The sequence below is a fragment of the Aeromonas sp. QDB11 genome (assembly GCF_027705265.1).
GTDB classification, from domain to species: domain Bacteria; phylum Pseudomonadota; class Gammaproteobacteria; order Enterobacterales; family Aeromonadaceae; genus Aeromonas; species Aeromonas allosaccharophila.
Map to the genome: position 1 here is coordinate 26071 of NZ_JAPDBM010000047.1, position 13456 is coordinate 39526.

The 13456-nt window shown below is 58.9% G+C and carries 11 protein-coding genes; 6 read left to right on the plus strand and 5 right to left on the minus strand.

Features of this window, described 5'->3' with window-relative positions; translation table 11 throughout:
- Nucleotides 1–3: 3 nt before the first annotated feature.
- Nucleotides 4–954 (plus strand): acetyl-CoA carboxylase carboxyl transferase subunit alpha, encoded by a 951-nt coding sequence (gene accA, locus OKC40_RS15520; protein ID WP_042657956.1) that lies wholly within the window; start codon nucleotides 4–6, stop codon nucleotides 952–954.
- Nucleotides 955–1287: 333 nt separating this feature from the next.
- Here the strand turns inward: accA and OKC40_RS15525 are convergent, their stop codons facing one another.
- Nucleotides 1288–1470 carry a DUF3545 family protein gene (locus OKC40_RS15525; protein ID WP_005338547.1) on the minus strand — a complete coding sequence of 61 codons (183 nt, stop codon included), beginning with the start codon at nucleotides 1468–1470 and terminating at the stop codon, nucleotides 1288–1290.
- A gap of 159 nt (nucleotides 1471–1629) precedes the next feature.
- On the minus strand, nucleotides 1630–2580 hold the full coding sequence (tal, locus tag OKC40_RS15530; RefSeq protein WP_270795864.1) for a transaldolase: 951 nt from the start codon (nucleotides 2578–2580) through the stop codon (nucleotides 1630–1632).
- 701 nt (nucleotides 2581–3281) lie between these two features.
- Between tal and OKC40_RS15535 the strand changes: the two genes are divergently transcribed.
- Nucleotides 3282–4712 carry an alanine/glycine:cation symporter family protein gene (locus OKC40_RS15535; protein WP_270795866.1) on the plus strand — a complete coding sequence of 477 codons (1431 nt, stop codon included), beginning with the start codon at nucleotides 3282–3284 and terminating at the stop codon, nucleotides 4710–4712.
- A gap of 76 nt (nucleotides 4713–4788) precedes the next feature.
- On the opposite strand, the gene OKC40_RS15540 is transcribed toward OKC40_RS15535, so the two are convergent.
- From OKC40_RS15540 to OKC40_RS15550, 3 genes are read right to left on the minus strand one after another with little or no spacing between them, the layout of a single operon-like run.
- On the minus strand, nucleotides 4789–6804 hold the full coding sequence (locus tag OKC40_RS15540) for a transglutaminase family protein (RefSeq protein ID WP_270795868.1): 2016 nt from the start codon (nucleotides 6802–6804) through the stop codon (nucleotides 4789–4791).
- Nucleotides 6791–7786, minus strand: coding sequence for a DUF58 domain-containing protein (locus tag OKC40_RS15545; protein ID WP_270795870.1), 996 nt, complete (start codon nucleotides 7784–7786; stop codon nucleotides 6791–6793). The genes OKC40_RS15540 and OKC40_RS15545 overlap by 14 nt, the downstream gene beginning before the upstream one ends.
- Nucleotides 7786–8706, minus strand: coding sequence for an AAA family ATPase (locus OKC40_RS15550; RefSeq protein WP_270795873.1), 921 nt, complete (start codon nucleotides 8704–8706; stop codon nucleotides 7786–7788). The genes OKC40_RS15545 and OKC40_RS15550 overlap by 1 nt, the downstream gene beginning before the upstream one ends.
- Before the next feature lie 198 nt (nucleotides 8707–8904).
- Between OKC40_RS15550 and blaFOX the strand changes: the two genes are divergently transcribed.
- From blaFOX to OKC40_RS15570, 4 genes are all read left to right on the plus strand, one after another.
- On the plus strand, nucleotides 8905–10053 hold the full coding sequence (gene blaFOX / locus OKC40_RS15555) for an FOX family cephalosporin-hydrolyzing class C beta-lactamase (protein WP_270795874.1): 1149 nt from the start codon (nucleotides 8905–8907) through the stop codon (nucleotides 10051–10053).
- Between the two features lie 324 nt (nucleotides 10054–10377).
- A complete protein-coding gene (locus OKC40_RS15560) occupies nucleotides 10378–11550 on the plus strand; it encodes an MFS transporter (RefSeq protein WP_042657962.1) in 1173 nt (390 codons plus the stop codon).
- 18 nt (nucleotides 11551–11568) lie between these two features.
- Nucleotides 11569–12531: an HTH-type transcriptional regulator YidZ gene (yidZ, locus tag OKC40_RS15565; RefSeq protein WP_042058466.1), complete on the plus strand. Its 963-nt coding sequence runs from the start codon at nucleotides 11569–11571 to the stop codon at nucleotides 12529–12531.
- 463 nt (nucleotides 12532–12994) lie between these two features.
- Complete coding sequence (locus tag OKC40_RS15570) at nucleotides 12995–13324, plus strand: Bor/Iss family lipoprotein (protein WP_110592889.1); 330 nt, start codon at nucleotides 12995–12997, stop codon at nucleotides 13322–13324.
- The last annotated feature ends 132 nt before the right edge of the window (nucleotides 13325–13456 follow it).

Below are 13456 nucleotides of genomic sequence, written 5' to 3' on the forward strand. Positions count from 1 at the left end.
CCTATGAGTCTTTTTCTGGATTTTGAACAGCCGATTGCCGAGTTGCAGGCGCAGATTGATGAACTCAAACATGTGAGTGAAGGCAATCACGCCGTGGATCTGAAAGACGAGATCCGCCGGCTGGAGAAGAAAAACGAAGAGCTGACCAAGAAGATCTTCGGTGATCTGGGTGCCTGGCAGGTATCCCAGATGGCGCGTCATCCCCAGCGCCCTTACACCTTTGACTATATCGAGCATATCTTCACCGATTTCGACGAGTTGGCTGGCGATCGCGCCTATGCCGATGACAAGGCTATCGTCGGCGGCATCGCCCGTCTCGACGGCGAGCCGGTGATGGTGATTGGTCACCAGAAGGGTCGCGAGACCAAAGAGAAGATCAAGCGCAACTTCGGCATGCCGCGTCCGGAAGGATACCGCAAGGCCCTGCGTCTGATGGAGATGGCCGAGCGCTTCAAGATGCCGATCATCACCTTTATCGACACCCCGGGCGCCTACCCCGGCGTCGGTGCCGAAGAGCGTGGTCAGTCCGAAGCCATCGCCCGCAACCTGAAAGTGATGGCCGGTCTGACCGTGCCGGTGGTCTGCACCGTGATCGGTGAGGGCGGTTCCGGTGGTGCGCTGGCCATTGGCGTGGGTGATCGCGTCAATATGCTGCAGTACTCCACCTACTCCGTCATCTCGCCGGAAGGGTGTGCCTCCATCCTGTGGAAGAGCGCCGACAAGGCTTCTGTGGCTGCCGAAGCGATGGGCATCACTGCCCAGCGTCTGAAAGAGCTGAAACTCATCGACAATATCGTCGAGGAGCCGCTCGGCGGCGCCCACCGCGACGTAGAAAAGATGGCCAAGCGTCTGAAAGACCGTATTCAGCAGGATCTGAACGCTCTGCGTCCGCTCGAGACCGAGCAACTGCTGGAGCAGCGCTACCAGCGTTTGCTGGGCTACGGTTACTGCTAAGCGCAGCCTGACCTTGAGCATCCAGGCCCCCGTCATCGACGGGGGCTTTTTATTGCTGATGGCCTGTCTTGCGGTGAGTGCCCCAACACGCCCTGAAACGGCGCAGGCCTGCATTCGCGGGTGAGGGGAGGGTTGGTATGCCATGCCGTTGGCGAGGGCTGTCAGGGAGCAGGAAGAGGAGGGCTGCACGCGTTGTTTGTCGTCGGTCTATCTCTTGTCTGCAGTTATCCCTTGGCATCGCTCGCGGTGGCATGACCAGCCGCGTGATCATCCGATTGCGGCATAAAAAAGCGCCCCGGCTGTGCGGGGCGCTTTTACAGATGTCAGGCGGTATTACAGTTCAATCTCGTCTGTAAGACCTTCATAGGCGATATCGATGGATTGCAGCTCCTTCTGTAGGCGATGCTTGTCTTTCAACGCCTCGATCTCACGCCATTTACGTTTTTTTCCCGTTGTCCCGCGGCTACGCGAACCGAGTTCAACTACCTCGTCATAATCGAAGTTGAACATTTCCATGGCTCCCTCCTTGGTTTTTATCGTTTTCACCACCCGTATAACATAACGAATCTGAAATTAAAACGTTTTCGTGACGACTCTATGACAGAGCTAAAAAAGCCCATGAAAAAAAACCGGGCCCCTTGGTAGGGGCCCGGTTTTTTCAGAAAAAAGAACAGATTACAGGCGGCTTGCCAGCATGGTTTCCAGCTTGCCCTGGTCGATGGCGAACATGCGGATGCCTTCGCCCAGCTTCTCGTGGGCCATGGCGTCCTGGTTCAGTTCCCAGCGGAATTCGGCTTCGGTCATCGGAGTCGGTTTGGCTTTGTGCTCACCGGTGTAGTCCAGTTTGCGAACCACGGCGCCTTCGGTCTTGCTCAGCTCTTCCAGCAGCGCCGGGCCAATGGTCAGGCGGTCGCAACCGGCCAGTTCCAGGATCTCGCCGGTGTTGCGGAAGCTGGCGCCCATCACCACGGTCGGGTAGTCGTGCTGCTTGTAGTAGTCATAGATGGCGGTAACGGACACTACGCCCGGATCTTCGCTGGCGGTGTAGTCACGGTTGTGCTTGGCCTTGTACCAGTCGAGGATGCGACCCACGAACGGGGAGATCAGGAAGGCACCGGCTTCGGCACAGGCACGGGCCTGGGCGAAGGAGAACAGCAGGGTCAGGTTGCACTGGATACCCTCTTTCTCCAGTACCTCGGCGGCACGGATGCCTTCCCAGGTGGAGGCCAGCTTGATCAGAATGCGGTCGTTGCTGATACCCGCTTCGTTGTAGAGACGGATCAGCTTGCGTGCTTTGGCGATGCTGGCAGCGGTATCGAAGGAGAGACGGGCATCCACTTCGGTGGAGATACGGCCCGGAACGATCTTCAGCACTTCCAGACCGATGTTGACGGCCAGCTTGTCGCCCGCGTCGATGATTTGCTGTGCCTTGTCCTGGCTCTGGGCTTTGGCCCAGTTGATGGCGTCTTCGATCAGCGGAGCGTACTCGGGGATCTCGGAGGCCTTCAGAACCAGAGAGGGGTTGGTGGTGGCATCGATGGGCTGATAGCGTTTGATGGCTTCGATATCACCGGTGTCGGCAACAACAGTGGTCAGGGCTTTCAGCTGGGTTAATTTATCGGCCATAGCGAATATCATCTCTTAATGAGGGAGTAATCCCTGGGTTGCGGGCTTGAGACGGTGGTTCTGAAATAAAATTACAGGATCTTGGTGCCTCAGGCTCAGAAAAGCGCGATGGGGGCGGCCCATCATCATTGCCTGCCTAATTAATACTTATGTGGTGCATCCTGCAATAGGGGCGCTTGGTTGTTAAATATTCAGGTTGGCCATTCATTCCGTTTCAATGAGCTAAAGTGGATGATTTATAAGGTTTTTTATCTTATTTCTGCAGGCTTTTCCGGTTTGCTTCCGGCTCAACTTTTTTAGCCAATATCCATATTTGTGTCGTCGATCACACAAATTGTCCTGTTGTGTACTTGAAATTTAATTACAGAGAAAACGTTTGGCGAAATATCCCCGTTTGAAAGCCATTTCAGGCAAGCGTTTGCGTTTTCGGATAACTCATCAGGGATATATCAAAGTGGTTCTCTTATGGGGCTTAATGGTGGCCTGCCTGATTAGATTATTGAGTTTGTTGAAAGTTTGCGATTTAAATGGAGCTTTATGGGCTTTTACCGTTCGTTTTTTGTGTCCCGAGTGATCGGGATCACTATTCCGGGCTCTCCCGCTGTGCTAGATTCCGCCCCTTTAGCGAAACGCTAATTAAACGACAGACAGAAAACGGTCAGCGCAGACTGACCATGGATGTGAATAACAACGAGAGAATTATGGACACCTTGATTGCGATGCTAAACGACCTGATGTGGGGAGCCGTGCTCATCTACCTGCTGATCGGGGTCGGTATCTTCTTCACCTTCAGACTGGGTTTTATCCAGATCCGTCACTTTGGCCACATGTTTTCCGTGCTGAGAAACAGCCGCAAATCGGACAACGCGGGCATCTCCTCTTTTCAGGCTCTCTGTACCAGCCTCGCCGCCCGTGTCGGCACCGGCAACCTGGCCGGTGTGGCCGTCGCCATCTATCTGGGTGGCCCCGGCGCCATCTTCTGGATGTGGCTGATCGCCTTTATCGGCATGGCGACCGCTTTCGTCGAAAGTACCCTGGCCCAGCTCTACAAGGTCAAGGATGAGGATGGCAACTACCGTGGTGGCCCTGCCTACTACATGGAGAAAGGCCTCGGCATGCGCTGGATGGGGGTGCTCTTCTCCCTCTGTCTGATCCTGGCATTTGGTCTGGTGTTCAACGCGGTGCAGGCCAACTCCATCAGTCTGGCGATGAAGGTGGCGTTTGGCATTCCTGACTGGGTCAGCGGGCTGGCGCTGGTGGCGCTCTCCGGCCTTATCATCTTTGGCGGCATTCGTGGCATCGCCCGTTTTGCCGAGCTGGTGGTGCCCTTTATGGCGCTGGCTTATATCCTGCTGGCGCTGGTGATCGTTGCGATGAACATCACCGAGCTACCCCATGTCTTCATGCTGATCATCAAGTCCGCCTTCGGGATTGAGCAGGCTGGCTCAGGTGCGCTGGGTTATGCCATCTCCCAGGCGATGATCAACGGCATCAAGCGCGGTCTCTTCTCTAACGAAGCGGGGATGGGCTCTGCCCCGAACGCTGCGGCGACTGCTACCCCCTATCCGCCGCATCCGGCCTCTCAGGGCTATGTGCAGATGCTCGGGGTCTTTATGGACACCATCGTCATCTGCAGCTGTACCGCCGCCATCATCCTGATGTCCGGTCAGTTCGAGCCGGGCTCCGGCGTGACCGGTGTCGAGCTGACCCAGCGGGCGCTCTCCTCCCAGATTGGCAGCGGCGGCAACATCTTCATTGCGGCAGCCATCTTCTTCTTCGCCTTCACCTCTATCGTGGCGAACTACTCCTATGCCGAGACCAATCTGGTGTTCCTCGAGCACAACCACAAGGGCGGTCTGATGCTGTTCCGGGTGTTCGTGCTGGGGATGGTGATGTTCGGTGCCGTGGGTGAGTTGCCGATTGTGTGGGCGATGGCGGATGTCTCCATGGGGCTGATGGCCATCGTCAACCTGGTGGCGATCCTGCTGCTCTCCAGCGTCGCCATCAAGCTGGCGAAGGATTACAACGACCAGCTCCGGCTGGGCAAGGTGCCCACCTTCGATGCCAACAAATACCCCGAGATCCGCTCCCAGCTGGAAGAGGGGATCTGGGACAATCCGACCAAAAAATAACAAGCGGTGAGTCAGACCTTGAGTCAAACCTCTTGAGTCAAACCTAAGAAGGGGGAGCCAGTGGCTCCCCCTTCTTTTATAGTGCGCTCTTCGGCTGCTTATCCCAGCGCCGAACGAGCTGTCTGATACGTCGTCGCAACTGGCGCCAGCAGCGCCCTTGTTGCCGGTCGCTGAGGGGGGCATAACGCCAGAGTCGATAGAGCCACGCACTCTTTAGCAGGGGGTGGGCCAGGTCGGGGCGCAGCTGCGCCAGTCGCTCGCACCATGCTCCCATGCTCTCGGCTGGCTGGGGTGGGTAGCCGCTGCGTTTGCCCCGTTTGAGCAAGGGCTGCCAGATGCGCCGCTCTGGCGGCAGACGGGCGGGCAACAGCAGGGGCAGGCTCACCAGCAGGGCAACCAGCATCAGGCTGGCGAGGATCAACCAGGGGGTATGCCCCGCCAGTGCCGGCCAGCGCAGGCCGATTTGCTGCCAGAGCTGACCCGCATCATGGCCAATCACCCAGCGGCTCCACTGGTAGTCGATATTGCTGCCCCACCAGCGCAGCTGATTGAGCAGGGCCCAGTTGCGATAACGCTGTAAAGCGAACGGGTCGGCGGCGGTAAACTCCTCGCTCAGGGCCTCTGTTACGCCGCCCTCAATGCGCTCCGGCGCCACCGCTGCGGTGGGATCGACTCGCCGCCATGCTCCCCCTTCATCGAGATACTCCACCCAGGCGTGAGCATCGAACTGGTGTACCGCCAGATAGTTGCCTCTGGGATTCCACTCGCCGCCGAGATAACCGGTGACCAGCCGTGCCGGAATACCGGCAGCGCGCAGCACGAAGGCAGTCGCCATGGCGTAGTGGCCGCAAAAGCCGCGCTTGGTATCGAACAGGAATGTATCCACCCCGTCACTGCCAAGCCGTGGCGGGGTCAGGGTGTAGTAATAGGATTGATTGCGAAACTGCGCGAGCAGGGCGGCGACCAGCGCAGCGCGATCCGGATAGCGCGCCGCCAGCGCCTGGCCATGAGCGCGCGCTCTCGGGTTGCCCCCGGCTGGTAGTTGCAGGTTGCGCTGGGCGGCTTGGCTGTCGTCCTCGGGCTGCGCTTCGCCGCGGCCGATGCGATAGCGGATCGCCACCTCGCCGCTCCCCTGCCGATAGAGGGTGTGAATGGGGGTGAGCAGCACCGGACCCGCCAGCAGGCGCGGTTCACTGAGGGCAAAGGCCCAGCGATGGCGTTGGGGCTCGGCGATCACCTCGTAGCTCCCAGCGGGTAACGGACTATCTGTCAGTTGATTGTTGGTCTGTGAAGAGGACGCCAGAAGCGTGAGCCCGGTTTGCACCGGTATTGTCCGTTGCCATGCTTTGACCTCGGGGCTCAGCAGCCAGCGCTGGCCATCGAAAACCTCCTGCCGCATCACCGGAAAGTAGCGCTCGCGGGCAGGGGGCGGGCCATCGGCAAAGGTGACCCGAAACGCCAGTTCGGAGGAGTTGACCAGTTCGCTGATATCGCCGGGGGCCAGCTCTTCCGAGAGCCCCGACAGGGCGCGGCTGGTGGTGGGCATCTGCCAGAGGGGCGGGAGCCTTGGCAGCAGCAAAAATAGAGTGATAAGCAGAGGAAGCGCCAGCAGCAGGGCGCTACCCGCGCTGCGCCAAGGCCGTTTCTGCTCGGGGGCGATGGCGGCCACCAGTGTGGTCACCGCCAGCCAGAGTGCCACTGCCATCCCGGCCGTCCAGCCGATGCTTTGTCGCTGCACCAGTGCCAATGCAATCAGAAAGAAGGCGAGCACCAGCACCAGCTCGATATCCCGTTCGCGCCGCACCTCGATCATCTTCAGGCTATAGCCGAGCCAGAGCAGATTGATAAGAGCAGGCAGGGTGCCCAATGTGCGCCACTGCAGCCCCAGTAACAGCACGGTAGTGATGGCCAGCAGCGCCAACCAGCGGGCAGGAAGAGGCGGCCAGCCGCGCCACAGCATCATGGCCCGGACGGCGAGGGTGATGGCGCCTACCGCCACCACCCAGAGCTGCAATTGGGGCCAGAACGCCGCGACCAGCAGCAGCTGTTGCAGGGCGATGAGTGGCAGCAGGCGGCGGTTATCGAGCTGCATTCGGTGTGCTCTTCGGTGGTGTTGCATCGAATCGGGCCAGTGCCAGCAGGCTGCGCTGCACAAAGGCGGCGCCGCTATCGGGTCCCAGCGTCTGGTTTGCCAGCGTCAGGGTGAAGGGGATGCCCCGCTTGCCGTAATCGGCGCACCACCAGGCCAGCACCGCCAGCCGTTGCTCCAGATCCCCACCCGTGACCCGTTGCAAGGTGAGGTGAGTATCATCCTGCAGCGGTTCATGGAACTGCTTGGTCAGCAGGCCGCGCCCCTGCGCGAGTTGCTTCCAGGCGACGCGGCTCAGTGGCTCCCCGGTTTGGTGTGTCCGCAGGGTATCAAAGTCACCGAGAGGGGCTGGTGCGGGCTGGCCCTGATGACCCTCGCTTTCGGTCGCATGTTCCCCTCTTAGCGCCCCGAACGCCGGTTTGGGGGCGAGCCAGCCCTCCAGCTGCAGATCCAGCAGTGACCAGCAGCGAAACAGGCCGAGGGGGTAGCGGCTCTCGACCCGCAATCGGCCAAGGGGCAGTGGCCCACGGCGCGAGCCTGATACCGGCAGGATCAAGGTGCGGGGCACAGCGTCGGCCTGTGCCAGGCAGAGGGTCCCTTCGTTGAGGCTAAAACGGAGCGCCAGCACCGGAAGACGGCTCTGAACCAAGATACGGATAGGAAGCTGGCTACCCGCTTCCCCCAGCACCAGCGGGCCACCCAGTAGCTCCAGCCCCAGCAGGTTGCGATGGGTGAGCCACATGGCGGCCATAAGCAGGCTGCCGAGGCAGTAGGCCACCAGCAGCACCAGATTGTTCTGGTAGTTGGTGCCGAGCAGATAGATGGCGAGCAGCACCAGCAGATAGAGCAGCCCCATGCGGGTGGGCAGGATAAAGAGGCTGTGAGTCCCTAGCGTGATCTGGCGGGCCGGGGGAATGCGGCGATCGAGCCAGCGCCGCTGCCAGTTTTCTCTCCTTTGCCGCCAGCGGGTGAACAAGGTGCTCATCAGGGATGGTCCGGATCGACCCTGGCCAGCAACCGCTGGCTCAGGGGGCAGGCTTCGCCGTGCTGCACGCCGAAGCTGCCCCGCAGCCGATGTTCGGCCACATAGGGGAAGACCGCCTGCACATCCTCCACCGTGACGAAGCGCCGTCCCGCCACCAGCGCCCAGGCCCGGCTTACCGCCAGCAAGGTCTGTGCTGCCCGGGGGGAGAGGGGCTGTGGCAGATCCCCATCAAAGCGGCTCTGGTGCACCAGCGCCAGCAGGTAGTCGAGGGTGGCATCGGAAACATGGATCGCATCCCCCTCCGCTTGCAGGGCGGCGAGCTCGGCGGCATCCAGCATGGCAGGCAATGGGCCAGTCGGCTGGTGGCCCCGTAACAGTTGGCGCTCCGCCTCTCGCGGCGGAAAACCCAGCGAGAGTCGCACCGCGAAGCGATCGAGCTGGGACTCCGGCAGCGGATAGGTGCCCGCCTGATCCGCCGGATTCTGGGTGGCGATGACGAAAAACGGATCGGGGAGTGGATGGGTGTGGCCCTCGATGCTCACCTTGCCCTCGGCCATCGCCTCCAGCAGGGCGCTCTGCACCTTGGGGCTGGCGCGGTTGATCTCGTCCGCCAGCAGCACCTGGGTGAAGATGGGGCCGGGGTGAAAACGAAATGTTTGCTGCTGGGGGTCAAAGATCTGCAACCCCAACAGGTCGGCGGGCAGCAGATCGGCGGTGAACTGCATCCGCCTGCATGCAAGCCCCAGCACCTGAGCCAGCGCATGGGCCAGGGTGGTTTTGCCCATGCCGGGCAGATCCTCGATCAGCAGATGACCGCGCGCCAGCAGCGTCACCAGCGCGATTTTCAGTTGCAGCGGCTTGCCCAGAATGACTCGCTCCAGTGCCGCCAGCACCGCCGTGATGTGCTCTTGTGATCTCACCTGCACCTCCATTTCTCTCTCTGGCTCTTTGGCACCTACAGCTTATACGCCAGCGAGCAGAGGGGGGCTCATCGAGCTGTCAGCGATGCAAGCCCGGCCATGTCCCTGTGACTTCACCGAGACTTCACACAGGCCCATCGTGGGCACATACATCTTGTTTATGCTAATGCCAATTTCATTCACCACGAGAATAACCATATGCAACAACGACGTGCGCTCGCGCTACTGACGCTGGGTAGCCTGCTGCTAACCCCTTGTACTTATGCCCGTGGGGAGGCCCCGCTGACCGCCACTGTGGATGGCGCCATCCAGCCGATGCTCAAGGAGTATCGGATCCCGGGGATGGCGGTCGCCGTACTGAAAGATGGCAAGGCCCACTACTTCAATTACGGGGTGGCCAACCGGGAGAGTGGTCAGCACGTCAGCGAGCAGACCCTGTTCGAGATTGGCTCGGTCAGCAAGACCCTGACCGCGACCCTTGGCACCTATGCCTCAGTCAAGGGGGGCTTTGAGCTGGATGACAAGGTGAGCCAGCGCGCCCCTTGGCTCAAAGGTTCCGCCTTTGATGGTGTGACCATGGCCGAGCTTGCCACCTACAGTGCGGGTGGTTTGCCGCTGCAGTTCCCCGATGAGGTGGATTCGAATGACAAGATGCGCACTTACTATCGGCACTGGTCACCGGTTTATCCGGCGGGGACCCATCGCCAGTATTCCAACCCCAGCATAGGCCTGTTTGGTCACCTGGCCGCAAATAGTCTGGGCCAGCCATTTGAGCAACTGATGAGCCAGACCCTGTTGCCCAAGCTGGGTTTGCACCACACCTATATCCAGGTGCCGGAGTCGGCCATGGTGAACTATGCCTACGGCTATTCGAAGGAAGATAAGCCCGTCCGGGTCACTCCGGGCGTGCTGGCGGCCGAGGCTTACGGGATCAAGACCGGCTCGGCGGATCTGCTGAAGTTTGTCGAGGCAAACATGGGGTATCAGGGAGATGCCGCGGTAAAAAGCGCGATCGCGCTGACCCACACCGGTTTCTACTCGGTGGGAGACATGACTCAGGGACTGGGCTGGGAGAGTTACGCCTATCCGGTGAGCGAGCAGACATTGCTGGCGGGCAATTCACCAGCGGTGAGCTTCCAGGCCAATCCGGTTACGCGCTTTGCGGTGCCCAAGGCGATGGGTGAGCAGCGACTCTACAACAAGACGGGCTCGACTGGCGGCTTTGGCGCCTATGTGGCGTTCGTACCTGCCAGAGGGATAGCCATCGTCATGCTGGCCAATCGCAACTATCCCATCGAGGCCAGGGTGAAGGCGGCTCACGCCATCCTGAGTCAGTTGGCCGAGTGATCGGCCGAGTTCAGGGCGTCCAAATTTGACAGTGACGCCGGGGCAACCCCGGCGTCACTGCGGGTATGCTCGTCTCCGGCAATCTTGCTGTGGTGGGTTTTGCTGCCTAAATGGCTCGATGGTAGAAACAAAATTTCCTGATTGGAATGTACCGATCGCCATCTCTTCACTAGGTGCAGGAGAGGGCCCACCATATAGTTCCCCCCATTGCGGCCCTGTCCGCTGCCATGTTCATTACGTTCGTTACCACCTTGACCTTGCCCACTCTTCGCCTGTTGCTGCTTTCTGGCGGGGGCTGGCGGGTCAATCTGTTATGGAGCATCCATGCCTGTATTCCTGTTGTGCAGTTTTCTGATGATCATCCTCTATCCGGTCGGGATCGATCTCTATCTGGTCGCCGTGCCCCAGATTGCCGATACCCTGCAGGCGAGCGAGGCGCAGATCCATACCGCCTTCTCCATCTATCTGTTTGGCATGGCGGCCACCGTGCTGCTGGGGGGAATGATTGCGGATCGCTACGGGCGGCGCTGGGTGGTGCTCGGGGGGGCGCTGATTTTTGTCATCGCCTCGCTGGTGGCAGGTCATGCCGAGGGGATCACCCAGTTCTACCTCGGCCGTTTCTGGCAGGGGGTCGGGGCCGGGGCGCTCTATATCATGACCTTTACCGTGCTGCGGGATGTGCTGAGCCAAGAGCGGTTGGCGATGGCGCTCTCGATGATCAACGGGGTGATCTGCGTGATCCCGGTGCTGGCGCCGGTGCTCGGTTATCTCATCCTGTCCCATTTTGACTGGCGCGGGATCTTCGTGGCGATGGCGCTGGTGGCTGCCGTCAGCGGTCTGGTCAACCTGCTGCTGCTCAAGGAAACCCGTCCGGCGCGGCAACCGGGGAGTGGCGCGGCGCTGCCCTTTGCCCTGCTGCGCTCGCCGCGCTTTATGTTGCTCTCCCTGCTGACCAGTGCCAGCGTGACCGCCATTCTGGTCTATGTCAGCGTCTCGCCGCTGATCCTGATGAAGGAGTTTGGCTTCACTACCGAGCAGTACTCCATCGTGATGATGGTGATGGCCGGGGTGAGCATGTCCACGTCTTTCCTGACCCCGCTGCTGTTGCGCCGTTTGGGCAAACAGAAGGTGCTGGCGGTGTCTCATCTCGCCTATCTGCTGGCGGCGTGCTCACTGCTCGGCAGCTGGCAGGCGGGGGGCGATATCCATCTGTTGCTACCGGGGTTTGCGCTGGTCTGTGTCGGCTTCTCCTGTGGCTTCGGGGTAGCGATGGGGGAGGCGCTCGATGGTTGCCAGCATAACGTGGCCTTTGCCAGCGCCGTGCTCTGCATCATGCAGATCAGCCTCTCCGGCCTCTATATCTGGTTGCTTGGCCGGCTCGGCTTTACTCCGTCCGAGATGCTGATCTATGCCCTGCTGCTGGCACTGCTCAGTTACCTGGCCGTCAAAGGGCTGGTACCATGGCTCGCGGTCCGTGAAGCGCGGTCGCAAGGCTGATGGAAGATGAGAGGGGATATGCGCAACCTGGGTGAACTCGATTTGAACCTGCTCGTGGTCTTCAAGTACCTGATGCAGGAGCGCAGTGTGGCGGGGGCGGCCAAAAAGCTCTGCGTCACCCCGTCGGCGGTGAGCAAGTCTCTGGCCAAGTTGCGGGAGTGGTTTGACGATCCCCTGTTTGTGCGGGTGCGGCAGGGGTTGCAGCCGACCAACCTCTCCCTGACCCTGGAGGAGGAACTGAAGGTCTGGTTCCAGCTTACCGATAGCATCACCTCGCTCAATAGCGATGCGATCCCCGACGGTGCCCGTTTCACGCTGGTGATGGAGTCCCCTTTTTACATCAGCTTCCTGAGCGATCTGCCCATGACCATCTATGAGAAGTACCCGAAATCGGTGGTCAGGATGCTGGGGTGGGATCACCACTCCCTCAACGACATCGTCAATGGCGATGCGGATCTCGGTTTCTGCGCCCGCGAGACCCATGGCCGCTCCCGGGCCAAGGTCAACCGCTTGCCTTATTACATCGATCACGAGGTGCTGTTTACCGATCGTCCGGTGGTTTTTCTGCGCAAGGATCACCCGCTGCTCGAGCAGAAGTGGTCGCTGGAGAACTTTCTGGCCTGCCCCCAGATCAGCATGGTGTGGGAAGCGAACGATACCTGGGCCCTCGACAGTCTGCTGGAGGATGAGGGGCTGAAGCGGGAGGTGCCCATCATGGTCGCTAGCTTCGAGCAGGCGCTGCATATTGCTTCCCAGTCGAGCCACGAGCTGATCGCGGTAGCCCCCTCCTACTGCGGTGGTTATGCCAGTCGGCATCACGGCAATCTGATCGCCATGCCGCTGCCGCTGCCGGAGAAGCTCTATGCCCAGCTGGAGATCGCCTTCATCCTGTTGTGGCACAAACGGCACAATCAGGATGCCAAGGTAATGTGGCTGCGTAACGAGATCCGGCGACTCTATAACGACGAATTGCCACGTTAATGTGGCCGTGACGATGCCGATTGATTAGCCGGAGTCAGCTATTTCGGCTTGTTATTGATTATTTAACCGGCGGTGATGATGGCGATGGACCATTCGGTCGTCTGTTTTCTCGCCAAACAATGTCGCAACATACTTTCTGAAATGGAATGTTCTGACTTCTGCTTTTGCTGTAGACGCCAGCATGGCACCGTTAGATACTGCGATTCATAACAAGAAAGGCTAACTTGCATTCAATCCCTATTGAGGGGATGCAAGAGGTCGTACATTAAAATTGGCTTGAACAAACATCATTGCTCTGCGTTAACACGGGAAGTGTGGCAGATGATGCTGATCAAAAAAATCCTCATCACATATATCATTTTTAATTTTTACGGTCGTGACACTGCCATCCCAATATTGGCGGTGCCATATCTGGTAGTCAAAATTTGATGATATTATTGGCAGCACCAGCAAGGTAGTTCAAATGTTTAATTACAAAACGATCATTATCGTCTGCTTGACGGTTGTTAACTGTGGTTGTGCCAAACAGGTTATCGATGTCAATGCCTCACAGGCATTTACACTCGGTAACGAAAATAGTGTCAATTCGACAGATGTCACTAGCCACTTCTTTTTTTCAGATATTGATGTTGGGCTGAATGGGACAATAGACGCCGCTGCTATTTGTCATGGTGCTGAAAATATTGTTCGGATTGAAACAAAGCAATCTTGGCTGGACTCTTTGGCTAGCGGCATTACCTACGGTATTTATACCCCACGAGAAGCCAGAATTTATTGTTCCAAAAAATCATAGCGAGAAATTTTCTGATGATGGATAGTCATAAATGGGTATTGTTGCAGGGTGAGAACGTGAACATTTTGTTAAATTTCACCCAGTTTTTTGAGACCCGCATTGAGTACCGTTTCCAGATATTCACTGCTCATT